This window comes from Pantoea sp. BRR-3P (assembly GCF_039621635.1).
Taxonomy (GTDB): domain Bacteria; phylum Pseudomonadota; class Gammaproteobacteria; order Enterobacterales; family Enterobacteriaceae; genus Pantoea; species Pantoea floridensis.
On the sequence record NZ_CP155068.1, the window covers coordinates 83,259 to 108,972 of the forward strand.

General features: G+C 49.1%; 21 protein-coding genes and 3 pseudogenes. 14 read left to right on the forward strand and 10 right to left on the reverse strand.

The genetic code is table 11. The features are described 5' to 3' along the window. Window positions 1-296: 296 nt before the first annotated feature. The 4 genes and pseudogenes from AAGR08_RS23280 to AAGR08_RS23295 all read left to right on the forward strand — a co-directional run bounded on the left by AAGR08_RS23280 (window position 297) and on the right by AAGR08_RS23295 (window position 5,482). Window positions 297-944, forward strand: a complete 648-nt coding sequence (locus AAGR08_RS23280) for a TetR/AcrR family transcriptional regulator (protein ID WP_345830853.1) — start codon at window positions 297-299, stop codon at window positions 942-944. A gap of 76 nt (window positions 945-1,020) precedes the next feature. After that, window positions 1,021-2,187, forward strand: a complete 1,167-nt coding sequence (locus AAGR08_RS23285) for a serine hydrolase domain-containing protein (protein ID WP_313537617.1) — start codon at window positions 1,021-1,023, stop codon at window positions 2,185-2,187. A 199-nt stretch (window positions 2,188-2,386) separates the two neighbouring features. Next, a pseudogene (locus tag AAGR08_RS23290) lies at window positions 2,387-2,939 on the forward strand (DDE-type integrase/transposase/recombinase); the annotation flags it as partial. Between the two features lie 767 nt (window positions 2,940-3,706). After that, window positions 3,707-5,482, forward strand: a complete 1,776-nt coding sequence (locus tag AAGR08_RS23295) for an EAL domain-containing protein (RefSeq protein ID WP_345830857.1) — start codon at window positions 3,707-3,709, stop codon at window positions 5,480-5,482. A gap of 1,594 nt (window positions 5,483-7,076) precedes the next feature. On the opposite strand, the gene AAGR08_RS23300 is transcribed toward AAGR08_RS23295, so the two are convergent. From AAGR08_RS23300 to AAGR08_RS23310, 3 genes are all read right to left on the reverse strand, one after another. After that, window positions 7,077-7,280 carry a hypothetical protein gene (locus AAGR08_RS23300; RefSeq protein WP_345830859.1) on the reverse strand — a complete coding sequence of 68 codons (204 nt, stop codon included), beginning with the start codon at window positions 7,278-7,280 and terminating at the stop codon, window positions 7,077-7,079. Window positions 7,281-7,723: 443 nt separating this feature from the next. Beyond that, window positions 7,724-9,367, reverse strand: coding sequence for a methyl-accepting chemotaxis protein (locus tag AAGR08_RS23305; protein ID WP_345830861.1), 1,644 nt, complete (start codon window positions 9,365-9,367; stop codon window positions 7,724-7,726). 544 nt (window positions 9,368-9,911) lie between these two features. After that, window positions 9,912-10,664, reverse strand: a complete 753-nt coding sequence (locus tag AAGR08_RS23310; RefSeq protein ID WP_345830863.1) for an SDR family NAD(P)-dependent oxidoreductase — start codon at window positions 10,662-10,664, stop codon at window positions 9,912-9,914. A gap of 139 nt (window positions 10,665-10,803) precedes the next feature. On the opposite strand from AAGR08_RS23310, the gene AAGR08_RS23315 reads away from it, so the two are divergent. Next, window positions 10,804-11,736, forward strand: coding sequence for a LysR family transcriptional regulator (locus AAGR08_RS23315; protein ID WP_313537631.1), 933 nt, complete (start codon window positions 10,804-10,806; stop codon window positions 11,734-11,736). 161 nt (window positions 11,737-11,897) lie between these two features. Here AAGR08_RS23315 and AAGR08_RS23320 read toward each other — a convergent pair. Continuing rightward, window positions 11,898-11,999, reverse strand: a pseudogene (locus AAGR08_RS23320) (VapC toxin family PIN domain ribonuclease); the annotation flags it as partial. 272 nt (window positions 12,000-12,271) lie between these two features. Between AAGR08_RS23320 and AAGR08_RS23325 the strand changes: the two are divergent. Continuing rightward, window positions 12,272-12,724, forward strand: coding sequence for a GNAT family N-acetyltransferase (locus AAGR08_RS23325; protein ID WP_345830865.1), 453 nt, complete (start codon window positions 12,272-12,274; stop codon window positions 12,722-12,724). 105 nt (window positions 12,725-12,829) lie between these two features. On the opposite strand, the gene AAGR08_RS23330 is transcribed toward AAGR08_RS23325, so the two are convergent. The 3 genes and pseudogenes from AAGR08_RS23330 to AAGR08_RS23340 all read right to left on the reverse strand — a co-directional run bounded on the left by AAGR08_RS23330 (window position 12,830) and on the right by AAGR08_RS23340 (window position 15,240). Further along, window positions 12,830-13,345 (reverse strand): GNAT family N-acetyltransferase, encoded by a 516-nt coding sequence (locus tag AAGR08_RS23330; protein ID WP_345830867.1) that lies wholly within the window; start codon window positions 13,343-13,345, stop codon window positions 12,830-12,832. A gap of 289 nt (window positions 13,346-13,634) precedes the next feature. Continuing rightward, window positions 13,635-14,435: pseudogene (gene panB / locus AAGR08_RS23335) on the reverse strand (3-methyl-2-oxobutanoate hydroxymethyltransferase). A 190-nt stretch (window positions 14,436-14,625) separates the two neighbouring features. After that, window positions 14,626-15,240 carry a LysE family translocator gene (locus tag AAGR08_RS23340; protein ID WP_345830869.1) on the reverse strand — a complete coding sequence of 205 codons (615 nt, stop codon included), beginning with the start codon at window positions 15,238-15,240 and terminating at the stop codon, window positions 14,626-14,628. Window positions 15,241-15,421: 181 nt separating this feature from the next. Here AAGR08_RS23340 and AAGR08_RS23345 point away from each other — a divergent pair, with 181 nt between their 5' ends. From AAGR08_RS23345 to AAGR08_RS23370, 6 genes are all read left to right on the forward strand, one after another. Continuing rightward, a complete protein-coding gene (locus AAGR08_RS23345) occupies window positions 15,422-15,874 on the forward strand; it encodes an Lrp/AsnC family transcriptional regulator (RefSeq protein WP_345830870.1) in 453 nt (150 codons plus the stop codon). A 280-nt stretch (window positions 15,875-16,154) separates the two neighbouring features. Beyond that, window positions 16,155-16,550 carry a TIGR03757 family integrating conjugative element protein gene (locus AAGR08_RS23350; RefSeq protein WP_345830871.1) on the forward strand — a complete coding sequence of 132 codons (396 nt, stop codon included), beginning with the start codon at window positions 16,155-16,157 and terminating at the stop codon, window positions 16,548-16,550. After that, a complete protein-coding gene (locus tag AAGR08_RS23355; protein WP_345830873.1) occupies window positions 16,547-17,524 on the forward strand; it encodes a TIGR03756 family integrating conjugative element protein in 978 nt (325 codons plus the stop codon). The genes AAGR08_RS23350 and AAGR08_RS23355 overlap by 4 nt, the downstream gene beginning before the upstream one ends. 8 nt (window positions 17,525-17,532) lie before the next feature. After that, entirely contained in the window at window positions 17,533-18,987 is a 1,455-nt protein-coding gene (locus AAGR08_RS23360; protein WP_345830874.1) for an integrating conjugative element protein, read from the forward strand. After that, on the forward strand, window positions 18,987-19,367 hold the full coding sequence (locus AAGR08_RS23365) for a hypothetical protein (protein WP_345830876.1): 381 nt from the start codon (window positions 18,987-18,989) through the stop codon (window positions 19,365-19,367). The genes AAGR08_RS23360 and AAGR08_RS23365 overlap by 1 nt, the downstream gene beginning before the upstream one ends. Then, window positions 19,367-20,875 carry a conjugal transfer protein TraG N-terminal domain-containing protein gene (locus AAGR08_RS23370; protein ID WP_345830877.1) on the forward strand — a complete coding sequence of 503 codons (1,509 nt, stop codon included), beginning with the start codon at window positions 19,367-19,369 and terminating at the stop codon, window positions 20,873-20,875. Before AAGR08_RS23365 ends, AAGR08_RS23370 begins: the two co-directional genes overlap by 1 nt. A gap of 27 nt (window positions 20,876-20,902) precedes the next feature. Here AAGR08_RS23370 and AAGR08_RS23375 read toward each other — a convergent pair whose 3' ends face one another. Both AAGR08_RS23375 and AAGR08_RS23380 read right to left on the reverse strand, forming a co-directional pair. Continuing rightward, window positions 20,903-21,310 (reverse strand): hypothetical protein, encoded by a 408-nt coding sequence (locus AAGR08_RS23375; protein WP_152929147.1) that lies wholly within the window; start codon window positions 21,308-21,310, stop codon window positions 20,903-20,905. Window positions 21,311-21,752: 442 nt separating this feature from the next. Continuing rightward, window positions 21,753-22,322 carry a hypothetical protein gene (locus AAGR08_RS23380; protein WP_345830879.1) on the reverse strand — a complete coding sequence of 190 codons (570 nt, stop codon included), beginning with the start codon at window positions 22,320-22,322 and terminating at the stop codon, window positions 21,753-21,755. Window positions 22,323-22,751: 429 nt separating this feature from the next. Between AAGR08_RS23380 and AAGR08_RS23385 the strand changes: the two genes are divergently transcribed. Both AAGR08_RS23385 and AAGR08_RS23390 read left to right on the forward strand, forming a co-directional pair. After that, window positions 22,752-23,396, forward strand: a complete 645-nt coding sequence (locus tag AAGR08_RS23385) for a hypothetical protein (protein ID WP_345830880.1) — start codon at window positions 22,752-22,754, stop codon at window positions 23,394-23,396. 174 nt (window positions 23,397-23,570) lie between these two features. After that, a complete protein-coding gene (locus tag AAGR08_RS23390) occupies window positions 23,571-24,230 on the forward strand; it encodes a DUF2913 family protein (protein ID WP_345830881.1) in 660 nt (219 codons plus the stop codon). A 29-nt stretch (window positions 24,231-24,259) separates the two neighbouring features. Here the strand turns inward: AAGR08_RS23390 and AAGR08_RS23395 are convergent, their stop codons facing one another. Beyond that, window positions 24,260-25,291 carry a tyrosine-type recombinase/integrase gene (locus AAGR08_RS23395; RefSeq protein ID WP_345830883.1) on the reverse strand — a complete coding sequence of 344 codons (1,032 nt, stop codon included), beginning with the start codon at window positions 25,289-25,291 and terminating at the stop codon, window positions 24,260-24,262. Window positions 25,292-25,714 lie beyond the last annotated feature (423 nt).

Sequence of the window (25,714 nt, forward strand, 5' to 3'; positions counted from 1 at the left end):
CAACAACGTCCGCTTTTGGCACAAAGAGGACGGTACCAGTCCAATGTCCGCTATGAGCGAGAAGCGGACATCTGCTGTCCTTGGTAAATTCATCTCACTTAAGAACCTCCCTCCGAGTCTCTGGCGTTAGCGCACTGTTATCTTAAACAATTTATGTCAAACCTATCTGTTTTGGCCGGGCAGATGACTCATAAATCCGATAGTTAAACTTGAATATTGAAGCAATTAAAATTATTGACTAATGAGTCAATAAAAACTAACTTCTGTTTATGAGTGAATTTTATGAAAGCACAATTATGGACACCTTGAACAAAGCCAAGGGAACTAAAAAGCCACAACGGATGCGCAGGAAAGATGCTCGCCCTACAGAGCTAATTGAAGCTGCATCCAGCGTGTTTGGAGAAAAAGGTTATGCGGCCACCCGTCTGGAGGATGTTGCCAGACGAGCCGGTGTGTCGAAGGCAACCGTGTACGTTTACTTTGAAAACAAAGAGTCACTTTTCAGGGCGGTTGCGCGTAGAGCAATGGCCTCTAGAGCTGCTGAAATCCGGTTAGAAGCCGCTGTATTTGACGAGTCACTGGCATTAGCGCTCGAAAATTTGATTACCCGATTTCTTGAAGTGAATGATAAGGACAATATTTTTAACCTAGTAAGAATGGTTATTTCAGAAGCACATAACTTTCCTGATGTCGCAGGGATATGGAATGATGAAGTTGTGCAGCCGATTATGAATAAAATTGCAGAACTTATTTCAAAAGCTCAAAGCAGAGGCGAAGTAGTTAATGGAGATCCCAATCTGATAGCTTTCTCAGTTATGGGTCCTATACAGATGGCATTGCTTCATCGGGCAACGTTCACCGTGAATGCTGGCAAAGGGCTGATGATGGATGCTCTTGCTAAACAACATCTCAAGATATTGATTTATGGGCTGCTTCCCAGGTAAAGCCAGAACAGGAGCATACCAGTTCAAAACAAGTGAAACACCTTCAATCAACCATTACCGAGTTAGGATAAAGCTGATGGAAAATTTAAACTCTACGAATAAGGCATCAGAAATGCAGGATAAATTTATTTATCTTGATAGAGCTATACAGGCAGACATTGAAGCAGGTGAAAACTATGGTGCTTCTGTTCTTGTTGCCCGAAATGGCAAAGTACTACACCAACGCAACTATGGTGACGCAGCGCCAGGTCGGAAAGCGTCGGGTGATGATTTATATCTGATGATGAGCCTGTCTAAAGCCTTCACTGCCTCAATGGTGCTTAAAGCCATTGATGAAGGGAAATTTACCCTTGATACCCGCGTTGATGATCTTCTTCCGGGCTTCGGCGCGAACGGAAAGCAAACGGCTACTGTATTCCACCTGCTGAACCATACCTCTGGCCTACCGTTCGCCCTTGTTCCTCCCCCTCTGGGCCTTGATAAAGCCGGAAATTTATCGGCAAAAGCCACAGCGTTATCTCATATTCCGGCATCCTATATGCCCGGAACACGTTGCATTTATACAGGCGGTGTCGGTTATGATGCGCTGGGACAGATTCTCGTCAATACAGATCTTAAGGGGCGAACTTTTCGTCAGATAGTTCGCGAAGATTTATTTGAACCACTGGGGATGCATTCTTCATCGTTCGGTTGCTCCCTTGATAATCAACACCGGGTACCTGTGTCATTCACACAAAAAAATACACATCCGGGTACTCCTGCTATGTTGGCTATGTTTAACCAACATTTTGATGAAAATGCAGAGCTACCCTCCGGAAACGCCTATGCAACAATAGACGATGTTTTCCGCTTCTGTGAGCTTTACAGAAACCGGGGAAATGCTTTTGGACAGCGCATAATTTCTCCAGCCCTTTTCGATTATGCTCACCAGGATCATACACCGGGAATGATAAATGAAGCCTGGACGTCGGAAGTTACTGAACGAGGTATTCCTCCTCTCCCGGCCTCTTTCACGTTGCTCGGCGGCTACATTCGCGGAAAGAGGCACGTTCCAAACTCGGCTGGTTACACCGCCTCACCAGGTGCCTTTACGGCCGTTGGTGGCGGTTCAACCGGCTTTATGATTGATTATGAGAAAGATGTGACAGTCATTTTCCTTTCTTCCGGTTTCAGGGAAGGGTTGCGTCATCTGGAGCGACTCAAACGAATCAATGACCTTGCTATGGCTGCTATTGATTATTGAAACCAAATCAAAGCTAAGTTTATAAAGGATTATGCAGTCTGCATAATCCTTCCTGAAACATCCTTAGGCCGATGCAGGTAAGTCATAATGCCTGCTGGCACACAGCGTGACCCTGACCCGAAAATCCTGCTCCATTCAGAAACAGAATTCCGGCATGATAAACACTCCCCTGAATGGAGGTAGAGCCGATGAAAAAGTCACGATTTACCGCTATGTTCAGCGTTATGCGCCTGAATGAAAAAAACAGCCGCACTGATACCGGTATAAACCTTCAGGGTTCTTCTCCTGGCTCTCGATGTGACTCATATCGTTGGGCTTGTCTGTGCCATGATGTTGTCAGCAAAGGCCGCACCGTCGATTTTTATCTATTCCCTCGTCGTAACAGCAAAGCGGCATACCGGTTTCTGGGAAAGGCTCTGAAAAACATGCATGGATGGCAGATCCCCATCTTCATCACCGATTAAGCCCCCACCTATGTCCGGGCATTTGCTCGGCCCAAACGTGAAGGTCAATGTCCTCCTGATGTTAAATACCGGCAGATTAAGTATCGTAATAACGTGATAGGAAGTGACAACGACAAACTAAACGGATAATCGTAGCCATGCTGGGATTTATAAACATGAAGACGGCATATGCCACCCTCAGGAAGATTTAAGTCATGCGGACATCGCATAAAGGACAAACGGAAAGCTGCTGTTTCAGTCATCCCCTTGTGCGAGATGCGTCTGATAAACGGAGTTGCTGGAACTTAAGGTCTTGCGGTGATACAAAAGATTACCTCATTACAAACGTTGCAACAGCGCTTCTTTCCCTGCAGGATTCTGATGCACAGGTTGAGGGTGCTACGGCTATGATTCATGTATTAAAAAATGACGCGAGCGGGCATGCCAAAAAGTGTAAGAATTGCCTGCGGAAGTGACTGAAGATATGAGTTTTTATCAAAAACCGACTTATTCCATAAATTCCTCTGAGGGATATAACCTAACCATACCAGCTATAGGTACTTAGCTGATAAATATAATAATTAATTATAACAAGGCATAGGGCAATATCGACGAATAGTATACTGTCGGCATGACATTCATAATAATCGATAAAAAATAGTCATCATTTCGTGCAAAATTTTTGACAGAGCAAAATAGATAATTCTGTTAGAACAACATACTCTGCATGGCATCATATTGCCAATAGCCACGCCCGTAGTGTTTGCTGCGCGGAAACAATTTTTCACTTACTGGCAATTGAATGTATTTAAAAAATACATTATAGTCTACTAATTAAAATTTTCCGTGATGTTAATCACTTTGAATTTGATTAGAGCCACTACCATCGAATCATGCAATTTTAAATTTAACTCAAATAATTTGAACGCTAAACTTAGGGTAAGCATGCGATTAAATAGTTGAAAGCATCAGCAATTAATGGCATCTTTAATAAAAGTAAAAACATTATAAGTTTTTTTAATTAAATTTTTTTCAAAAAAATTATTACATTATAAAGACCGAGTGGAGGCCATGTTTTGAATATTTATAGTGGTAAAATAGTATTGTGCGAAAAATTTATCGCTGAGTTGAGAACACAGGATCCTGCCCGATATATTTTACTTAAAAACCTTATTCATCTTGCGACTGATTGCCTGAACGTATCGGGTAGCTTCATTTCTGTGCTTAATGAAAATCTGCAGCACAGAATTGCGGTACACAATATTTCCTTTCATACATATTCTCTTCAGGAGTATTTGCCCCGATTCATTACAGAACAGTCTGACACATTTTATATTACCGATATCTCGCATGATGCTCGTTTTTCAGATTATCTTAAAACCCCTGGAGAACCGGAAATTCGTTTTTTTGCATGCACACCATTGCGGACCTCTGATGGTGTTATTTTCGGCACTCTTGGTGTTTGCGATATCCATCCTCGCAGGTTTTCTCAAAGAGAAATTAAAGTTATTGAACAAATTTCATACTTAGTTATGGAGTTTTTTCAGGCATGGAATGCCAGAGACTTCATTGATAACTCGTCTGGAATCCCTAATAGTCAAGCACTTGTCGCAGATCTTCAAATTTTAGGCGTAAAAACTAATGACTCAGAATTGAGGTTGGTAATTATTGAGTGTATTAATATTCACAAAATATTCGAAATTGCCCGCACGGTCGGAATGATCCAGGCTCAGGCTCTATTGCGTGAAGTCTGTACTCTATTTCGCCTTAGACTTAGTCTGTCATTTGGAGAACGGTTATATACAATTTCTCCGGGTTGTTATGCAGTGTTGTCTAATGAAGAGGATAAAAACCTGGACGCAGCCTCCGTTCTAAGCCGGCTACAGGATATAAGATTGAAGATTGAGCATAATATCTATGCAGATCTTATTCCCTGCGCCGGTGAAACGTGTTTCAACCCTTCAGTAATCCCTGCGTACGAAGGGATACGTCGTGGTGTAAGTGCACTGCATGAAGCAATTTCCTCTGGTTCCAGCTTGCAAATATTCAACGAAAAGACCGATGCGAGACGTAATACGGAATTCCAGCTAATGAATGAATTGGCTGCGGCGCTACACGGTGCTCCAGGGCTTTATATGGTTTACCAGCCTAAATTCTGTCTAAAGACTGGAACATTGACTGGACTGGAAGCATTAATACGTTGGTGTCATCCAGTACGGGGTGATGTTTCTCCTGGCACATTTTTACCTGCTATAACTCGCACTCACCTACACAGTGAGCTTGCCGACTGGGTTATTAATGATGTAACGGTTCAACTTGTTAAATGGCAGGCCGCAGGTTGTGCGGTCCCTGTTTCAATTAATCTTAGTGAAAGTGATATTACTCGGGATGGATTTGCCAAAAAATTTTATGAGGGGATAATTCTTTCAGGACTGACGCCGCAACTTTTTGAAATAGAATGTCTTGAAACAGAAAAGATCATCGAAAATGAATACGCTGTTACAGCTTTGACTATGCTCAGGGAAAGAGGGGTCAGAATAGCGCTGGATGATTTTGGTTCAGGTTATAACAATGTTAATTATTTGCGGAGAATGCCATTCGATATTATTAAGCTTGATCGAGAGCTGATTAGCGATATTGTGACAGACAGGCGCAGCCAAATCATAGTTACCAACACTATTAACATGTTAAAATCCCTCGAATATACAGTGATTGCTGAAGGCGTAGAGGACTTGGATACGGCAAAAATTCTTTCAGAGGCTGGCTGCGATATTGCACAGGGATATTATTACTCGCGCCCTTTACCTGCAGGTGAAATAACAAAGATTTTGTACGCCAAATTCATTTTATGAAATAACATAATGCGAGCTTCAGTGGTTTTTTCCTGAATTAGATATAATACTTAGTTAATAAACACTTAAATTTTCCCCACACCCTCTATATGATCTATTAATGATAATGAATAGCCGTTCTTAAGTCTGGCTGCATTTATTACGACTGGCATATTTTTCGGTCAATTATAGGGGGTCATCCTGCCCAGTGCAAAATGGGACGACTCTGATTATAGTGTATGCGACAGGTTTCGATTTTGCATCGTGCACCTTCCAGACTCATGGCGATTTTTCTTTCAGATATTGCTGCCGCAACCAGCTGTTGAAGGATTGTGTCGTCGAATTCTTCCTCTCCAGGCGCAGATTTCCTTCCTTCAACTGGCGCATCTATTGAGCTATGATGAGGAAATCCCGCCTCATTTCTTACGCTACGTGCAAAAAATAGTATCGGATATACCCAGCCTGTTGCATATGTCCTGTACGGAAGTCCACATTCTTTCCTGATTCTGAGCTAAGATAATTGCTCTTCGGTGAATCGTAACTTTTTCATCGGCACTACCTACGTTATAGGGATGATTCATCATTCCGTAATTCTTTTTATAAATGGAGAAGCATTTTTGGTTAGGATCAATTTCTACGCTCAGACTGGTATATTACTGCATCGCTGATGATATGCACAGGATTGAGGCTGACATTGAATTTAATGACTTTTAGTTTTAAGTAGGCAAAGTAGTGACTCGCAAAATGTCTGACTGGCAACCGGGATTTTCCTGACCAAGCCGGAACATTTTGGACGCATGCTGCGTTGGGAAACGAGGCTCTGCAAGTAAAGTACTCAGTGAATGGCGAAACTTATCCGTTACTTAGATTGTACAGTTATCCGGTTCGCGAAAGCGTTTTGTAGGTGTAATGAGTTGCACTCCCGAACGGCAGGCCTTTTACGTTATTATTGATGGTTTAACAATGCGTATAGCTTTAAGTGAGCTTTTATTTATTCTGACCAAATTAAATATGATTAAAATTAAAAATTTTTTAAGCGCATATTGGATGGGTTGACTAATTTCCATCCTACCGGGTGCTCATCTCTCGAGTATTTATCGTATGCAATCCCTGTCACAAAACACCCATGACGGTTTTAAACCCAACTGAAGAAAGTTTCACATGGCAAGAATGTTAACCGCCTGTTTCACCTTGTGGGTGAAATTGTTGAAAAAATTCATGCATAAAACGTATCGACTCATGCTTTTTAAGCGCTTGTTTAGTTCGGTTTCCTCATCGAGTATTATGTCACAGCTGTTGTAAAAGTGTCAGTTTTAAACTGGAGATAAACATGCTCCCCTCTTATCCGTGGTCACTAAAGAGAACTATGCGGTCGGCTTCCAGCGATTCAGTGAACTGCTTCATGAGCCGGGAGTGACCTTTATTGATTAACTCCCTGAAGATGTGAAGTATGTTACCCGTTTTGCCGGGGCGGTGATTGCCAAATAAAAACACGGACAGGAAGGCAAAGCGTTACAGAACTTCCTGTCTTCGACTGAGGCGAAAAAAGACCATTACGCTACCGGAATGATAGTCAGGACGGCTGAATTACCGGTTACATAGCCCATACTTACCGCTAAAAGCGGACTGGCATAACTTTTTTCCCAAATTCAGCGTACAGCGCCGGAAGCATGCTGCCAGGGTGAGAAAACTCAGTAATGTCGTGCAGGGCCATTTTATAAGCAGCATCTTCAAGGATTTCGCGGCTGACACCAGAGGCCCTCATGTCTGCCAGAGCTTTCTCGCTACCACCCGGAACACCGGAATACTGGCTGATCATTTTATGAGCACCACTAAAGTAGTAAGTATGGTGAAACACCCTCATTTATTTCGACAAATTTTAGGAACTACGTATGAAAAGGCCGTGCTCTTCTGGAAAGTCATGAGTCAGACCTGGAATGGCCAGAGTAATAATTCTGGACATGTTCATTTTGGTACAAAGCAGACATTTATGGTTTCAATAAACAAGGCGGTTAAGGCTGGCTGGCATTGCGCAGCCAGGCCCCTACATACTTGCCAGCGGCGCGGAGATCAGATTATGTGGTAATGTCATTCCATATTTTAAAGGTGGCGGGAATAAACAGCGGAGAAGAGGGGCACCATTATTTTCTATATTCCTGCTTTATGTGAACTTATTCCACCACCATATCCAAATGTTATTTTGGTGCACCTCATTACGGTACGGGAGTAATGCGCCCCGTCGCACCGGGACGCAGGTAATGATCAGAAGGCAGTCCAGTTACCTTCGGATTTGTCAGGCACTGGCGCTTTGTAACCCGCAGAAAGCGTCACGCCTGCGGTCCGGATAATCGCTACAGGATGAGCGGCCGCAGCAAGCGTGAACACCGACACCGACTCCAGTAGCAGGGAGGCCTGCTCGCGCAGGCTCTGCGACGCCGACGCAGACTCCTCAACCAGCGAGGCGTTCTGCTGCGTCACGCCGTCCATCTCCGTTACCGCGATACCCACCTGCTCAATACCCCGAGCCTGTTCGGCACTTGCAGCGGTAATTTCCTCAACGGTATCGCTCAGCTGGCCCACCGACGACACGATATCCGCCATCGTCGTCACGGACCGTTCCGCCAGGGCGCTGCCTGCACTGACGCTTGCCGAGTTTGCCTCAATCAGCTGACGTATCTCACCGGCCGCCGTGGCGCTGCGGCTCGCAAGCGTCCGCACTTCGCCGGCGACGACGGCAAATCCCCGTCCCTGCTCGCCTGCCCGGGCCGCTTCGACCGCCGCATTGAGAGCAAGTATGTTGGTCTGGAAGGCGATGCTGTCAATCACCGACGTAATGTCGGAAATACGGCTGGAGCTTTCGCCGATAGACCTCATGGTTCCGGAGATATTCGCAGTGACCTGATTACCCTGGCGGGCGACCTCCCGGACATTAACGGCCAGTTGTGCTGCCTGACGGGCGTTGTCGGCATTGTTTCTGACCGTCACGCTGAGTTCGCTCATGGTGGCGGACGTCTGCTCCAGCGCGCTGGCCTGCTCTTCGGTGCGCTGCGACAGTTCAGAGTTTCCCTGCGCAATCTGCAGGCTGGCCGTGGCTACGCATTCTGCGTTTCTGCGTACCGCGCTTACGGTCTGCGCCAGCGAATCCTGCATCTCAGCCACTGCGGTGAGCAGCCGGCCGGTTTCATCCCGTCCGCTGACAGGCACCGCCTGACTCAGGTCGCCGCGTGCGATGCGCTGCGCCGCCGCAAGCGTCACGTTTAGCGGACGGGTAATGCTGCGGGTGATAAGCCAGGCCAGCAGAGTGCCCAGCAGAATGACGAGCACACATACTGTCAGCATTGCGCTGACAGCAAAGTCATGCTCGTACTGCGCCTGTGCGGTCACTTCGCTCACCCTTACTTTCTGCCTTTCCTGAAGACGTTTGAGGCTGCTCATGTAGTCCAGCTGAGTCTGGTAACGGGGGCCGAACAGAAGCTTTTTGGCTTCTTCATTACGGTCCTGCACTCCCAGGGAGACGACCTCATCCATAAACGGGAAGAAAAGCATCCCTTGCCGTTTAAGCTCATCAACCAGACGTTTGCCTTTCTCTGAGGTGATGAGCTGAGGGAGCTCTGCAGTCAGCCTGTCAGACAGCCCCCTTTCGGCATCATAATCCTGCCTGAACCGTGCCTCCTCCGATTTATCGTCGGTAAGGATGATATTGCGTGCCAGCCTGCTCATGTCTGCAGCGTAAAAGAGCAGTGAATCAGTCAGCTCAGTCTGAGGAATAAGCTTATCTGTGATGATATCCGTCGTGTCATCCATCACGTTGAACTGTCTGATGCTGAAAAAAGCCAGTGCAAGCGTCATCAGCATCATAAGTGCAAACGCCGAACCAAGCCTGACTGAAGTTCTGATGTTGTTCATAAATTACCTGCAGAAAATAATGGAAGGGAATGGGCATTTTACGAATCTGTCGCAGGCCCTTTTTGCAGGGTTGTTCTGCTCTTTCTGGCAGTCACCCTGATACCTTTATTAACGGCCTCAACAGATACTGTCTGCACAGGCGGTTAGAAAATATTTTGTGAGCAAATGTCAGCAGAAGGCAGCGAAAAAAGCCTGACACGGCAACAGGCCATTGCCTGGTTAGCCAGTTCCTACTCCCAGGCTTTATAGAAAATATCACAATCGATATAAATTCTTTTACCAGGTGCCATTGATGTACGTATCTGGAGATTAAAATGGACCCCATCTGCTAAGAGCTAGCAGCTAACTTCTTTTCTTTAGGTCCTACTGCACCGCAACAACACTAAATAATCCCGAACATACTTGTTATAAATAATTAAAGGTCATTCTTTATTTTCCCTCTAACAAATTTATTTAAAAATACAAATCATATAATGAATGAATGAATGAATGAATGAATGAATGAATGAATGAATGAATGAGGGAACTATGGTCATAGCATCTATTACAGAATACTATTCATAGCGCGAAAGAGTTGCTCATAATTCCCTGTAGCCTCCGCATTACGAAGGGGTAAAACGTTTTTGACACAAATCTCAAATGAATCAGGGATATCTGCAAATATCTCCATGACTTCTGCAATAAAATTTCCAAGTGGCATCTCATGCGGTGCTGCTTCGTCAAGCCCAAGAAACCCTGTATGAACGGCTGGAGGTATGATTTCAATGACATTAATAGATGAATCTTTTAGTTGAAAGCGCAGGGATTGAGTCCATGAATGGATTGCTGCTTTACTGGCAGAATATGCTGGCATTGCTGCAAGTGGCACATGAGCTAAACCAGAGCCTATGTTAATCACTGTCGCGCTTGTTTTACTCAAAAGATGAGGAAGGACGGCAAGCGTAAGCCTAATCGGACCAAGTACATTAGTTATCATTGCTGTTTCAGCCGTGCTTATATTGATGCTGCCTTCAGTCAATTTCTCGGTCCTGCCCACGCCAGCATTATTAATGAGAATATTCAAATCAGGATGTTTTTTAACTATCTGATCTGAAAAAACATTTATAGCATCAGCATCTCTCATGTCCAGCACATACCCCTCCATGCCTGGATTAGCCGCCAGTGTTTCATCGAGCTTATCTTGGCTGCGACCAGTAATAATTAATTGGTTTCCTTTAGCGCTGAACTTTTCTGCAAGGGCGCGGCCAATCCCGGCATTTCCTCCGGTAATTAAAATCGTATTTCCAGAAGTATTCATGAGCGTGTTCCTGTAAATGATATGTTTTCAGCTTTTTAAGCCCGTATCTTTCCAAGGCCTTAGTGAAAGTAAGGTTAGCATTTTTTCTGGTAATGACTAAAATGCGAAAAAGACATACTTATGCTGACAGGAAATCAATATGGCTTTTGATGTACGACTCTTTTCAGGAATTGGAATTTTCGCAACAATTGTTGAAACGGGTAATTTTACAAAGGCAGGTGCAGCAATCGGATTGACAAGTTCAGGTGTAAGCCGCGCAGTTTCTCGGCTTGAACAGCGACTTGGTGTGAGGCTTTTTGATCGAAGCCCAAAGGCAGTGAGCCTGACGCCGGAAGGCAGAGCTTTTCATTTGCGGGTTATTCCGCTGTTAGACGAAGCTGAAGCGGCCGCTGTCGATGCCGGAGGTTTGAAAGTCAGCCTTTCAGGACGACTACGCATCTGTGCTGACTTACCTTCGGCTTACTTGATCCTAGCCCCACTCTTGCCATCCTGGCAGGTTTTGTATCCGGATTTAACAGTTGAAATTGTGGTAAAAGAAGCAATGGGTGATTTGGTTAGCGAAGGGTTCGATGCTGTAGTCCGGTTTGGCGAAACTGAGGCTCGCGGCCTTAACGTTCATCTGCTTGGTCATACACGTATTTTAACAGTGGCCTCCCCGAATTTTTTAGCAGGCAAAATAAAGCCATCAGAGCCAAGTGATCTTAATATGAATAATTGTATTTCAATGAGAGACCCCTTAAAAATGGCACCGTATCTTTGGAAGTTTATCAGTAAAAACAAGATAGTAACTTCAGTCCCGAAAAGCGGCCTATTCATCAATGATGGTGTAACGCTGAAGGCTGCTTGTATAGCTGGGTGCGGAATTGGACAACTTCTTGAAATAGAAGTCATACATTCTATTGAAAACGGCGAACTCGTTCCCCTGTTCCCTGAATGGCATGAAGAGTATTATCCTCTTTATTTATATACTCTGCCCGGCACGGTTAAATCACGCAGAGTGAACTTTTTTATCGAATTTCTGATATCCAAGTGTTCTGGAGTTGAGTTGAAGGGATTCAATGGATTAGGTTAGAGAGACTATGGGTGGTATCAAAGCACGCCTTATCAAGCTTATCTTCACCTCTTCAATAATATCGCATGACTTTTACAATGCCAGATTTTGGCGGTAAGTTCATCCTACAGGCGCGCCGCAGGCTGCTAGTTCACTGAGTCTCCCAGTGTCAGTCCCGGCACTTACGTTAGCTCTGTCATATTATTTGTCACCTGAATTGTCCCAGCAGCGAGGGCGTGCACGGCGATGGCCGTGTCATTCGGGCCAATCGGCGTTCCGGTCATATAGTATCAAGGCAAGCGTAGAATGCGTCAACTAGCAGCGTATTGTGAGTTGAGTGACCTGATCCCCGTTTATTAATACACAGCGATGTTAGTAATGTCCGCTTCTGGCACAAAGCCGCCATTCACAACAACCAAGGTCCGCTGTGAGCGAGGAGCGGACATGACATCCAAAGGATGGTTTGAATAAGTGTTGTCCCATCACCCGTTTTAGGCTGATGCTTTCCTTAACAGGATGCATTAAGTTGGTCACATTTATCCTGCAGGATATAACCATGATAATAGTAGAAAAATCAGATCCATTTTCTTCAGAGTCCCGTCGCTTAGTCGAAGCTCTATCAGCAGAACTTGCCGCTATTACTGGTGATAACGGCAAAAGCAATTTCACCGTCGAAGCAATGAGTGATGACAATGCTTTATGGGCATTAGCAAAGAATTCTCAAGGCAAAGCTGTGGGATGTGGTGCTATACGGCCATTAACCAAAAATATAGCCGAGATTAAAAGGATGTTTTCAGACCGAAGTGCGTCAAGGATTGGTGGTGCTTTACTCACTTTTCTTGAAAAATCTGCAAAAGAGATGGGATATATCGAAATTAGGCTGGAAACCCGACACATCAACTATCGTGCAGTAAATTTCTACAAAAAAAATGGTTATGTCCCTATCGAGAATTACGGCCCATATATAGGCAGGGCAGAAGCTGTCTGTTTCTCAAAGGCATTGCGCTGACTATATTAATTGGAACTGATGTCCGCTTCTGGCACAAAGTGGACACGGCATAAAGATTCTGCAGATTCCCTCTGCCTTCCAGGCGAGCCAAATCAGCGCAACAGCTTAACCAGTAAAGCCGCCAGGCTCTGCCGAACTGTCCGAAGCCAGTTTACGCAGGAGCTCACCATGAAGATAATAATTCACAATACTGTCATTTGTTCTGCCACCTAAAGACTGATAAAAACGGTTTGCTCCGGCGTTTGATTTCTCGGCATTCCAGCTGAGGCTGCGACACTCACGTTCAAGAGCGAATTTCGCTATAAAGCGCATTATGGATTCCCCTGTGCCTTTACCTCTCTCACTCTGGGAGACATAAAGCTCTTTGATGTGCAGCTGGCCACAGTAACGGGGAGAAGGGTAGAGGATACTGCAACACGCCAGCCCAACGATATGAGCGTCGCAGCGAGCCCTGAGCACCAGAGTACCGGAGAGCTGACTGAACAATCGATTGCGGAGGTAATTCTTCAATAGTGGTTCCTGAATGATGCCCTTACCATAATAGTGCTCTTCCATCTCGGTAAAAATTTTCACCATGGATTCCCATTCATCTGGCGGACACAGTTCTACCCTTACTTCCATGTTTACTCCTTTTAGCTAACAAAACGCCACAACTGAGGTAGGAATTAGCACCATTGCAGCCACTAACAATTCGGCCCGGTTGCTGGGTTAGCCCACCGACACGCCAGAAGCGTCGTATCAATCATGTTTTGTAGCGAACGAACAGGCCAATCCTGCGCTTTTCAAATGTTAGCATTTCAATTAAACAATTTAGATCTGTCCGCTCTGAGCGATCAGCGGACGTCGGTGATTAGTCTCTTTAGCTAGATTACAGGTATGAGCCGCTAATTTAAGAGGTTACATCTGTAACTTATTCTGAGTAGCAGTGCTCCGCAGACGGGAAGCTGCCGTCTTTGACGGCAGCAATGTAACTTTTTAATGCGCCCTGAATGTCATCCTGACCTTTCATAAAGTTTTTGACGAATTTCGGGGACCTGCCGGTGATGCTAAGGCCGAGCATGTCGTGCAGCACTAAAACCTGTCCATCTGTATCCGGGCCAGCGCCGATGCCGATGACGGGGACGGACACCGCCCCGCTAAGCGTTCTGCCCAGCGAAGCGGGGACGGCTTCAACCAGCACCATTGCCGCGCCAGCTTCTTCAAGCTTTTTCGCGGTGTCGACCAGTTCGGCCGCCTGATGGCTGTCACGTCCCTGCACTTTAAAACCGCCAAAAACGTTAACCGACTGAGGGGTGAGTCCAATATGGGCGCAAACCGGTATACCGTTACGCGTCAGCTGACGCACTGTGTCGCACAGCCACTTTCCACCTTCAATCTTGACCATCTGCGCACCGGCCTGCATTAACTGCGCAGAGCTATGCAGTGCCTGCTCAGGCGAGGATCAGGTCATAAATGAAAGGTCGGCTATGATGAAGCCGCCGTTATTTCCCCGCTTAACGCAGGCCGTGTGATAAACCATATCTTCCAGCCTGACCGGCAGGGTGCTGTCATGACCCTGGAGAATCATTCCCAGCGTATCGCCGATGAGAAGCATCTCAACGCCAGCCGTGCTCAGCTCGTGTGCAAACGTGGCGTCGTAGCAGGTGAGCATGGTGATTGTCTCGCCGCGCTGCTTGAGGTTTTTCAGATGTGTCAGTGTGACTGATGACATGGTGTTCTCTGCTAATTCGTTACGTTAATGAGGGATGTTGCTGGGGCGATAATACCCGCTTTCGCAATGCTAACTGTATTGCTCGGTCTGCAAGACGCGATAAATCTCGGGTTGACGTTTCCATGGCGTTGAATTTATTCATAAAGTTCCTGCAGCATAATGTGTTGTTACAAGCCTTTATGGCCAGGCGTCAAAGAAACTGCTCTGTCAGCAGTAGGGCCGCAATAATGATCATCAGGATGCCCGAAATCCGGCTGACGTTTAGTGCGGCGCGCGGTCGCGTTTTAAGCACCGTGCCGGAGCCATACCCCACAAGCAGGTAGATCACGCCGCAGCTGATTACATGCACCAGCCCCAACGCGATCATCTGCATTGGAAGCGGCCATACAGCGTGGACGTCAGTGAACTGGGGCAGCAGGGCTAGAAACAAAAGAAAAACCTTCGGATTAAGTCCACTGATGCAAAAGCCCTTGAGCGCCCATTTCAGTGGCGAACCTGCATCATCATTCTGCCCCGCCGCTGGCGCTGTAGGATGGCGCAGCATGCCGAGGCCGAGCCAGAGCAGATAGGCCGCCCCGGCTACGTTCAGGAGCGTCAGTACGCCCGGTGTGCCTGCAATGACTGAGCCGACCCCCGCAGCCACTATTAATGTTGCAATTAGATGGCCGCTCAGCATGCCGGTAACCGCCGGCACAACGCGGCGTCCCCGGATGCCGGCTGAAATGGCGTAAGCCCAGTCGGCGCCGGGCGTGATTACGAAAAGCACGGAAACAGCCCAGAAGGCGGCGAACATACTCAGTGACATGTGTCGTTATCCTCATTGACCTCATCTCTTAACGGCCATTTATCAGTGCTTGAAACTTGCATGTTGGGAAACTTTTACCTGACAAATACTTTTAAAAGTTGAAGAAAGAATATCGCTTATTATGCGGAATGTGCTTTCATTTACAGCTTATAAACGAAGGTATTTCGGGAGGTTTTCAGTAATGGACAGAATAGACTGCAATATTCTTGCAGAGCTACAGAAGAACGGGCGGCTTTCGCTCACTGACTTAGCGGAACGGGTGGGGATCAGCCTGTCATCATGCCAGCGCCGGGTCAGAACCCTTGAGCAGGAAGGGGTAATCACCGGCTACCGGGCGCATCTGGATCCGGAAAGATTCGGGCTGAACTTTTCAGCCATAGTTTTCGTTACCCTGCGCGAAGGGGACCGAAAGGCGGTCAGTGCTTTCGAGGAGGCAGTAAAGGAGATACCGCAAATTATACAGGCGCAGCGACTGTTTGGCGATCCGGATTATCTGCTTCATGTAATCACCCGTGACCTGCCGGCTTTTCAGGAGCTGTACGATGAAAAACTCTCTGGTATGTCAGGCGTGCAGCGGCTTACCTCAACACTGGTTATGAAAACGGTTGTGAAAGATCGCGCGCTGCCTGTCTGACGCTTGTGCAAGGCTTCCGCCATTCGATATTTTCAAAAAATTTTTGGCATGGAGAAAATGTTGTGTTGAGGATCTGTACAAAATGTCGAACTACCGCTTATGGCACAAAGCTGCCCTCGCTGTATAACGCCATGACTGCGGTGGTGACAGGTTCAGTCACCGCTAACAGCAGCACTAACCCCTGCCTCAGTAATTTTCAAAATCGGGAAAAGAGTTTACTGCTGAAAGCCTGACCACGCGCTGCCACTCTGACGGCCTGTTACCGTGACGGAGATCCGCTATGCGACTCAGGCTATTACACTCACTTTTCCTGTTTATACCGTTTCAGCTGTTGGCCGGCACCGTTGTGTATACCGATGGCGAACATCCCCCTCAGAATCTGACTGAAGAAAGCTCTATTGTCTGGCTTGATGGCCCCGACCGCCTGCAGGACTCCATTTTCGGCAAACTGCCTGCAGATCCTCAGCTGGCCGCTCAGCAGGCCCGCGAAATCATTCAGTCGCCGCAGTGGTCCGGACAGCAGGAGCAGATTGCTCAGGCATATCGACAGGTTGTTCATGCCTGGGAGATAGGGTTACATAAGTTCCCCGCCGTCGTTTTCGATGATCGGGATGTGGTTTATGGCACGTCCGACGTTGCCCGGGCTGCCACGCTTCGCAGTCAGGGGGGTAAATGACGCGTTTATCCCCCCGAACACACTTCAACGCCGCCGGTATTGCCACCGTAATGGTAGCAGCCGCGGCTCCGGCCACGGTTTCTGCCATTAATACTGCCGGCATCATTGCCAGCGCCATCACCCAGGACTGCATCAGCTGGCGCGTCAGCGGAATCTGTTACTGGCTGATGTGTACGCCCTTTGGCTGTTCGGTGAAAACCTCCGTTAAGGTGACGCACTTCATTCCTGAAGTGGTGGTGTCCACCTACACCGGCCCGGGGGGTAATCCCTGGACAGAGATGGCGTTTATGAGCGGCGCGTCCGGTACGATCGATAACGCGCTGGCCAGCGGTGCGCCAGCCGGCGGCGGTAACGCCGCCGATATCAAGACTCCCGGGCAGCGCAAGTCGAACATCAAATTCAAATACGCCGATGCGATAGGCCACCCTGCCACCTCCGTCATTGGCGGCAGCATTGCCGGTTATTCGTGCGATACCGCCGCCACCCCATTCAATCCCTACTTTCTGAGCACGCTGGATTCACTTGTCTGGCGATCGGGACTGCCTGAATCGCTCTATCCCGAGGCACTGGTTCCCGGCCAGCGCGAGCTGGGCAGCCAGGTCAGCGCCAAAATGTGGGGCAACATTTATCCCCGCTCCGGCTTCGTCAGCCAGACAGACGATGACAAGGCCTCCGCCGTGGTCGCGCAGCGGGTCGCCGACATTATCACCCGCTCCGGGCAGCCTCACGTTTATCAGGTACTGAAGGGCACGCACAAAGCCGGCTACTGGCCGCCCGGAGAGGTGAAAGAAAACACGGGCACGGCGAATCATAAATGGCAGCGCCTGTCGCCTACGCTTTCCGCTTCCTGCGCCGTCTTTCCGGACGGCGCGTATCCCATTGCTCAGGACGGCAACGAAGCCTATGCGCTCTGGCAGCCCTACAGCTGCTGCAAGCGACGCGGCCAGACCTTCCTCTATTCAACTGACTTCTGAGAGGCACAATGTCACCAGTTAAATTCAAATCGGCTGCGCTTGCCCTGTGCATTGCGTCCGCAGCGGCATCCGCGCTGGCGGATGATGATAACCAGTCCGGCGCATTCGGTATTTCACTGCCCTCCGTGAACAACAGCGCTATAGGGTACGGCAAGGACGTCAGCGGTGCGGTTTCTGACAAGCTCTACTATACGCTCGGCGGCGGCTCTGTTATTTCGCAGCCGGCGACGCGCAGCAGCATGCGTAAAATCGTTATGAGCGCTGGCTGGAGCAGCGATCTGATGTGCGGCAACTTCGACCTGAAAACGACCGTTGGTAATCAGCTCAACGGCGTAACAAACGGCTTCAAAAACCTCATGGGCGACGTGGTGCAGAACGCCACGGGTGCCGTCGCAAGCCTGCCGGCAATGATTATCCAGCGTGCCAATCCCGGCCTGTACGACATGCTCACAAACGGCGTGCTGCAGGCAAACGTATCTTTTGATAAAGCCCAGCTCAACTGCCAGAACATGTCGAAGCGCATGATGGATTTTGCCGGCAACAACAAATGGACGCAGGGCGCGGTAATGGATGAGTACCGATCGCTTGTTAACAGTGGAGACGCTGATGCTGTCCGCGTGAATAACTCAGCGGACAAGCTGCAGGGTAACTCAGGCCAGAACTGGATCGGCGGACAAAAACGGGGTGGTCAGGGGCAGAAGGCAATCCGGCCAACGCATGACTTAACGGCCGCAGGGTTCAATATGATGAACAGCCTGCCGGTACTGAGCTCTGACACGGTCAGCAGCAACAGCTGTAACGGAGGTGCCTGCGGAAAATATGCGAGTGCTGAAGAAGCGGCTAAAGCCGTGGTTCAGGTTGTGGGAGACAGCTCCCTGCGCACCTGCAGCGACGCATCTCAGTGTACCAGCGGTGATGACGAACAGCAGCCGGGGGCTACTCAGGCTGGCACCGGCTTTGCGCCGATCCTGGAAGAGACCACAAAAGAGAATACTGAACAGCTGGTTAAACTCGTTAACGGCACCGAGCAGCCCAACGCGACGAACCTGGCAAAACTCAAAACCGGCAGTTTGCCCATCACTGCAGGTGTCATCAGAGCACTGCAGAGAGATCCTGACAACGCCGCCCTGACCGCCCGCCTCGCCGGCGAGTTGGCGATGGCGGACACGGTTGAAACCGCGCTGATTATGCGCCGTATGATCGTTACCGGCATGTCTGAGCCTAACGCTGGCGCGCAGAATGCGGCCATTGAGGAAGGCGATCGTCGCGTTGCGGCCATCGATCGCGAGATCACCGCATTACGCAACGAAATGGAGCTCAAGCGCGAGCTGTCCCGCAATTCCGTGCTCACCATTATCGATCGGGAAAACGGGCGCGTTAACAGTAATCCGCAGACGCAGAGCGATGACAGCACAGATAACCGTATTAACCGTCTGGCCGTGCCTGAAACGGAAAACAACTGATGAGAGCGCATCCTGTGAAAACTGATAACGGGGCGCAACGCGCCTCATTCTTCCGCCGGCATCCCGCGCTGTTTCGCGTGCTGTCTACTGCCGGCGCTCTGCTGGCATTCCTGCTGGCCGGGCTCATTGTCGCGGACCAGGCTATCAAAGATCCTGCTCAGGCCGCTGCATTTCATGACTGGATGGAGCATGCCCGCTATGGCTGGCTGGTATGGCGCCTGGCGGTTTATGGTGCGCTGGCGTGGGGATTTTTGAAAGTTTTCCGTGCACCGGGCTTCGGCCCGCAACACCGCCAGCCGCTTATTCGTATTGCGACTATCAGCGTCATTTTTGCCGTTGTCTGTGAACTGGTGCTGCTTGGCGGCACGGGAGCGTCCTGATGCTGACTAACAGCTACCTGGAATATTTCCTTACCCTGCTCGGCTGGGTGGTTAACAACGGACTCTGGAATATTCTCATCACAACCGGCCTGTTTGCCGCGCCTGTCGCTTTCCGGCTTATCGGCATCTGGCTGAAAGTACGTGAAGAAGGTGAAGATGAGGGTAATAAAGGTGCCCTGTCCATACCCCGCATGGAACATGCGATTTACAGCTCTTTTCTGGTGATGATTGCCTGTTGTATGCCGCTGATGAACGTCGATATGAGCACGATAAAATATGACACGTCGCGTGCGCAGAACTGCGGGACGTGGACGCCAAAAGCGCCTGATGACACGGGATATTCACCGGTCATATCGAGCATTAACGATCAGACGGCTGCCGCGCCGGTCTGGTGGTATCTGATTCACAAGCTGGCAAAGGGCATTACGCAGGCGTCTGTTGCCACAATCCCGTGCCGTCCGGACATGCGTCAGCTCCGCTTTGAGGTTCAGCACACGCGGATTAACAACAAATCACTTGCCGAAGAGCTGCAGGACTTTACCAACGACTGCTATTCGCTCGCGCTGTATATGTGGAAGCGTCAGGATCAGGGGCAGACAAAAGACAAGGCCACGCTGCGTGATATTGAGTGGATAGGCAGCAAAACCTTCCTCAGTAATTATTACGGCAGCCTGCAATCGAAAACGCCCCGGGCGGAATTTGCCTGGAACGAAGGCCGCGATAGCGGAAGGCCGGATACCGGCCGGGGTGGCTACCCAACCTGCAGCGAATTGTGGAATAAAGCGGATACCGGACTGAAGTCCCGCGTCGTCGATCAGGCTGACCCGGGATTGTGGACCCGTCTGTCGGCAGCCATGACGATGATTGGGGGAAACTCGGCAGACTATAAGGAGGCTATTATCCGCCGCCTGGTCAGCCCTGAGAGTCTGACCGTATCACAGGGCGGACACGTCTATGCCGGCTACGGAGGCAACGCTGATTTCACGATTGATAACTCCGTAGCCCGCGTGGCTGCGATCGGCGGCACCGCGTTAGGCAGTCTGGCAGCGTTTCCGGCATTCGATGCCATGCGGCAGGCGCTGCCAATGGTGCAGGCTGTATTGCTTATGGCGGTGGTGGTGATTCTGCCGCTTATTCTGGCGTTCTCAGCCTATGAAATTAAGACCGTCATTACGCTTACGTTTGTGCTTTTTGCCCTTAACTTCCTGACGTTCTGGTGGGAGCTGGCTCGATGGCTCGACAGCTGGCTGCTAACAGCGTTATACAGTTCTGACACACACAGCAGCTTTAACATGGCAGGTTTTCAGAACAGTTCGGATGACTTGATCATGAACTTTGTTATGGCCACGATGTTTCTTGTACTACCTGCAGTGTGGATGGGGGCTCTGTCATGGGCGGGTATCAGAATAGGCAGCACTTTAGACGGTGCATTTAAAAGTGGAACCTCTCAGGTTCAAAAGAGTGGGGGAGAAGGGGTAGAGAAGGCAAAAGGAGCAGTGAAAATCTAATTAAACCGACGGTTAGTTTAGCATCGGCTAATCGTCGTCTTCTCTGTCTAACCTCGAAGCAGTTACCGTAATATCGTCAGGACCGCTGTAAAAACCATCTCCGTCATTCCCGCTTCTGAATTGCCCACCTGCAGCACAGGAACTGTTAGATGACGTAGTATCCAAAGCATCTAATGCACTTAACTGAATGTGGCGAACCATATAAACGAAAGCAGCAACAATGATGATTACGGTACCGATTGCAAATCCCGCAACTATGGCCAAAGTCAGGAGTATAAGAACGGAAAAGGGCACGGCAGATTTTCCTATCGATGCCGGTATATTTTTCCTGTCTGCCCAGGTAGCAAAGCGGTTATCTGAATCATAGTAGACACGAGATAGGCGCTTCCAGACAGATGCAGCTTTTGTTCCGCGAGTATATGCGGCTGAACTCATACTTACCTCAATTGAATTTGCCTTAAGCTGACGATACCGGAAGTTAATCAGAATTGCACATTGAGTTAAAACAGTAGCCTGTAGTTACAACACACATAAATAGATCTATTAACATCCACACCGAGCCGAACCTGAAACCCCGCGCCCCTCTCAACCCGGACCTGCGCCGTACCTGCACCCCGGTTGCCCCCGCTGACCAGCCGCCGCCGCCCGGCCCGAAGGGCCGGATCAGTGGAGGCTGATGGATGGATGCTGTAACTACTGTTTCTTCTTCGCTGTGAGTGTTGCCGCGGGTTCTTTTTTTCGTCTGCGACCGTCTGACTTCAGTGCGCCTGAAAGGCCGCTGCATAAACAGCTGTCAGACAGGAAGCTGTTTTGTTCACTGCTGAAAGGTGCTTGCACTGAAAGCACCACCACCACAGGTTAGCGATGTGAATGGACGTCATTCGGCATCAACCATATTGTTATATTTCGTACGCTTTACCAACCACGGTAATGCCGGCTGTGAGCGAATCTTTTTGGCACTGTTGCGGGCAAAAAAGTGAGTTTGCAGATCTTCAAAAACCCGGTTTCTGCCTTCCATCCGATAAATGATAATGAAGAAGATCAGCGGCTTTTCAGCCCCATTCCAGATAGTGCTCGCTTTATGAAGCACGTCGACAAGATGTTCTTTGCGACTGTAGGAAACGAACGTGGAAAAAAATGGCTCGCTGCTTTTCTCTTTAACCTTTTCAAGCTCGTTCACCCGGGGCTTGTGCGCAGGCGTCCATTCCCACTCAATATTTGTTAACACCGGCTGCAGATCATCAGGGTATCGGATAACCGCATCGGTGCGATTTCCTTGCTCAAAAAAGGCGCGTCCCCCAAGCAGCTTTGCACATTGCCTGACCACCAGGCCTATATGTATTGTCCAGTTTGCCCGATTAATGGCGGGGTCGCTTTCAGTTACAGGAAAGTCCTGATACCACAGGCAGTTAAATAAGCAGATGAAGTCACGCTCGATCCTTCTCATTTGGTCTCCGTTCAAAGTCAATTCGGCTTAAGCCATGTGCGATAACCTTTATCGGACGCACACAGATAAGCTTTATCGGAAGGCAACTAAAAACGGAATGAGGAAGTCAGAAGGAGTCCAGCAGCAGCCCTGTACTCTGCTGGCAGTAATAAAAAGTGTTAATCCTGAAACCTGTACTGCTATGAATTATAAGGTAGAATAATCCGGTTACAGCCAGATAAATGGGCGGATTGCTATGGCTTACCGCCGGTTGCAACGCCTTTAAAACGACAAAACCGCCAGAGGCGGTTTTGTCTGAAAGGGGTGGTCCTGCTGAACAGGACCAGAACGAACCTGGTGTCATCACCGGTATGGTGGCCGGGAGAGGACGCGAGCCCAGGGCTGCGTAGTGATTATAACAATACCTAATAAAAATGTAAAAGGGCGCCTATGGAGTGGAACGAACTGGAGAAGCATTTTTCTGCTGCCCGCCTGGGACGTTACCTGGCTGCGCGCGGTGGAGACGAGGCGAGGGCTGCGCAGGACTATGCGTTTAATCTCCGGCTGGCCGAAGCCATGATGCCTCTTCTTAATACTCTGGAAATCGCACTGAGAAATGGTGTTCATTCCCGCCTGACCGCGCGCTATAAGCGCACAGACTGGTGGGCAGAGTGGAAAGAAGACCCGCTATTCCGCTGGCAGAATAAAGAAATTGCTAACGCAATAAACAAACTGGATCGTCGCCATGAGGCTCCTACGGCAGATAAAGTCATAGCAGAACTGACATTCGGGTTCTGGAGTTCTCTTTTCAACACTCAGTTTCAGGATGTGTTATGGAAGGATCTTCGCCTGGTGTTTACCCGTTGCCCGAAGGCATTGCGACAGCGCCACAACATATCTGCTGCTCTCAATCAAATACGCGATTTGCGTAACCGCATTTTTCACCATGAGCCCCTGCTTTGGCTCAGGCCACCATTACCGGAACATCATGCAGCAGGGGTTAAGGTCATAAGCTGGATTGCTCCCGAGCTGGCACAATGGCTTGCTGGACTCGATCGCATGAACGCCGCCTGGGCAAACAGCCAGAAAACCTGAGTTGTCATGTATTAAAATTGCATTGTCGCCTAAGGGTATCTGTTTAAATACGGGAGCAATAATGTGCAGAAATGAAACAAAATATAGTCAGTCAGTTTATAACCGAAGCGGTTATAGCCCGGGCAACCATCCCTAAACAGGTTGCACACGATTAAACTAAAATCTAAATATCATATGGATACTTCAAATCCTAACGCTGAACATCTTGCATGGTGCGGTCTCATAGCACTCAATATGGCACGAAAAGCGGGAACGGTTAATTCTCCCGCTCAGGAGAATCTCTTTCTTTGCCGATGGCTGGCTACAGCTGAAAAGCAACGCCTGTTCAAACGTGAACTGGCCGATGACATACGCTGGTTACAGAAAGAAGGGCGTGAAAAAGGAATGCGGGCCGATCTTCCCGGAAAGATGGAGTATCTCTGGCGAGCCAGTAAGGGCGACCTGCTGGAACAGAATGACCTCTTTCGTCTGCAGCATGTCATGCATGCCATTAAGATGACCGGCATTAATTATGCCGTGCTCAGCGAAAATGAATGGGAAGGGCGGCACGCTGTCCGGATAAGCCCCAGAGTGCCTGGACTCTATCTCAGACGCCTCAATCTCGACACTGGTTTCGATGAAAGCGGATGGCAGATACAGAAGCTATCAGCACGTGTTACCTCTGATCTGATGGCATTAGATACGCTTTTAACGCGCGCAGGGTGGAAGCGGGAACCTGACAAAACAACGCCTTTGCTACATTACCTGGTGTCAAATCAGAATAATGAAAACCCAATTGCGGGGGAGGCTATAAACTGCCCAGTCGAAGGCCTTCATTCAGAGTGTCAAGGATAACGCTTAGGCTGCCTACCGCAGAAGTTAAGCTAATCGTCATCACTTTCCATGAGTCCGACCATTGCGCCCCGGTGAGCTTCTACCATACGGATATATCGCATAACCGTCTGGGTCTGGGTCCAGGTGCCTTCCTGCATAATCTGAGCGATGGAAATGCCTTTTCTGGCCATATCCTGCGCTGCGCCGACGCGCGCGCTGTGGCCACTCCAGCTGGAATAGCGTCCCTTATTCGTTTTAAGTGAAGCCTTCGCACCCGCCTGATGTCTTGCCCGCCGCCAAATATCTTCCAGACACGGAGCGCTCATAGGCACGATTGATACGGTGGTAATTTTGTTTGACCGGTGTATGGGGCAGAACAATACGGCATCGGGTTCGCCCGCCAGACCGGCTGCGTTAATCCATTCCATCAGCCGTTCAGAAGAGCGCGTGCTGAGCGCCTTAACAATCCCACCCGACTGCAGGATGGTCTTTGTCCAGCCCACATCGAGGATGATGCGACCGTCGGCCGCCCGTGAAATGTCCCGCACCCGCAGGCGGGATAATTCACTCATACGCAGCAACGTACCGTATGCCACGTGCATGAAGGCGAGGTCCCGCAGGTGCTGAAGCCGGGGCGAATGCTTCCAGGCCGCATCGAGACGATTCAGATCCGGTCGGCAAAAGGGCACCGCCTGCCCGGTGCGCTCGCCGGAGACGATGGCCGTACGATTGATTTTCTTTTTTGCACGAATAACGTCAGGTGAAACCGTCGGGGGTACCAGCCCGGCGTTACGGTGTAACATCGAGATAAGCGCAGCGTGTACCGAGATGGTAGATGTTGAGCGGCCGATGCCCTGCAGGTGAAACAGGTAGTCCTGCATGTCCTCCGGCGACATCGGCAGAAACGTTCGCCGGTTTTCCTGCGACCAGCGCCAGCAGATCCGCATCACGCTGAGCAGCTGGCGCCACGTGTTAGGCGAGAAGGCCTCCCTGTGCCGGACAAAGGCGGCCAGCTTCGCGGTGAGATCGTCACCGGCGCTGCCGCTAAGGGCCACGCCGGTAAAACCGGAGATGTCGTTCATGTCTGCTCAGTATTTACCCGTTTTGCTGACGGCAGCGCTACGTGAATTCTGAAGAAAGAGCAGGGCAGATGCCCGCCAGATTTTACGTAGCGATGCCGGAGTTTTAACCGCTTACGACCGGCCCCAATCAACAGCGCAGCGTTCGGTTCTAGCCGTATTGTATAAATGACTGCAAAGCTCACGATCCGGCCCGGATCCGCATGATACAGGGATTCCGGAGTCCTGTCTGGCCTTATATAAAGATAATTATACAAGGTTAGAGGTATGAGCGAGTGTTCGATTCGGAGGACAGGTATCGAGCCGTGAGGGTTCGTATAACTCCCATTATATGAAGTTAGGAAAATTTGTGATTAACAATCAATATTTTTGGATGAAGCATTAAACCATGACAGGATGATGCGTTATAAACATAATTATACAAGG

Excerpts from the sequence above, each read along its gene's own strand:
- AAGR08_RS23280 (WP_345830853.1), top strand. The coding sequence starts at position 297 with ATGGACACCTTGAACAAAGCCAAGGGAACTAAAAAGCCACAACGGATG.
- AAGR08_RS23285 (WP_313537617.1), top strand. The coding sequence starts at position 1,021 with ATGGAAAATTTAAACTCTACGAATAAGGCATCAGAAATGCAGGATAAA.
- AAGR08_RS23300 (WP_345830859.1), bottom strand. The coding sequence starts at position 7,280 with ATGATCAGCCAGTATTCCGGTGTTCCGGGTGGTAGCGAGAAAGCTCTG.
- AAGR08_RS23305 (WP_345830861.1), bottom strand. The coding sequence starts at position 9,367 with ATGAACAACATCAGAACTTCAGTCAGGCTTGGTTCGGCGTTTGCACTT.
- AAGR08_RS23310 (WP_345830863.1), bottom strand. The coding sequence starts at position 10,664 with ATGAATACTTCTGGAAATACGATTTTAATTACCGGAGGAAATGCCGGG.
- AAGR08_RS23315 (WP_313537631.1), top strand. The coding sequence starts at position 10,804 with ATGGCTTTTGATGTACGACTCTTTTCAGGAATTGGAATTTTCGCAACA.
- AAGR08_RS23325 (WP_345830865.1), top strand. The coding sequence starts at position 12,272 with ATGATAATAGTAGAAAAATCAGATCCATTTTCTTCAGAGTCCCGTCGC.
- AAGR08_RS23330 (WP_345830867.1), bottom strand. The coding sequence starts at position 13,345 with ATGGAAGTAAGGGTAGAACTGTGTCCGCCAGATGAATGGGAATCCATG.
- AAGR08_RS23340 (WP_345830869.1), bottom strand. The coding sequence starts at position 15,240 with ATGTCACTGAGTATGTTCGCCGCCTTCTGGGCTGTTTCCGTGCTTTTC.
- AAGR08_RS23345 (WP_345830870.1), top strand. The coding sequence starts at position 15,422 with ATGGACAGAATAGACTGCAATATTCTTGCAGAGCTACAGAAGAACGGG.
- AAGR08_RS23350 (WP_345830871.1), top strand. The coding sequence starts at position 16,155 with ATGCGACTCAGGCTATTACACTCACTTTTCCTGTTTATACCGTTTCAG.
- AAGR08_RS23355 (WP_345830873.1), top strand. The coding sequence starts at position 16,547 with ATGACGCGTTTATCCCCCCGAACACACTTCAACGCCGCCGGTATTGCC.
- AAGR08_RS23360 (WP_345830874.1), top strand. The coding sequence starts at position 17,533 with ATGTCACCAGTTAAATTCAAATCGGCTGCGCTTGCCCTGTGCATTGCG.
- AAGR08_RS23365 (WP_345830876.1), top strand. The coding sequence starts at position 18,987 with ATGAGAGCGCATCCTGTGAAAACTGATAACGGGGCGCAACGCGCCTCA.
- AAGR08_RS23370 (WP_345830877.1), top strand. The coding sequence starts at position 19,367 with ATGCTGACTAACAGCTACCTGGAATATTTCCTTACCCTGCTCGGCTGG.
- AAGR08_RS23375 (WP_152929147.1), bottom strand. The coding sequence starts at position 21,310 with ATGAGTTCAGCCGCATATACTCGCGGAACAAAAGCTGCATCTGTCTGG.
- AAGR08_RS23380 (WP_345830879.1), bottom strand. The coding sequence starts at position 22,322 with ATGAGAAGGATCGAGCGTGACTTCATCTGCTTATTTAACTGCCTGTGG.
- AAGR08_RS23385 (WP_345830880.1), top strand. The coding sequence starts at position 22,752 with ATGGAGTGGAACGAACTGGAGAAGCATTTTTCTGCTGCCCGCCTGGGA.
- AAGR08_RS23390 (WP_345830881.1), top strand. The coding sequence starts at position 23,571 with ATGGATACTTCAAATCCTAACGCTGAACATCTTGCATGGTGCGGTCTC.
- AAGR08_RS23395 (WP_345830883.1), bottom strand. The coding sequence starts at position 25,291 with ATGAACGACATCTCCGGTTTTACCGGCGTGGCCCTTAGCGGCAGCGCC.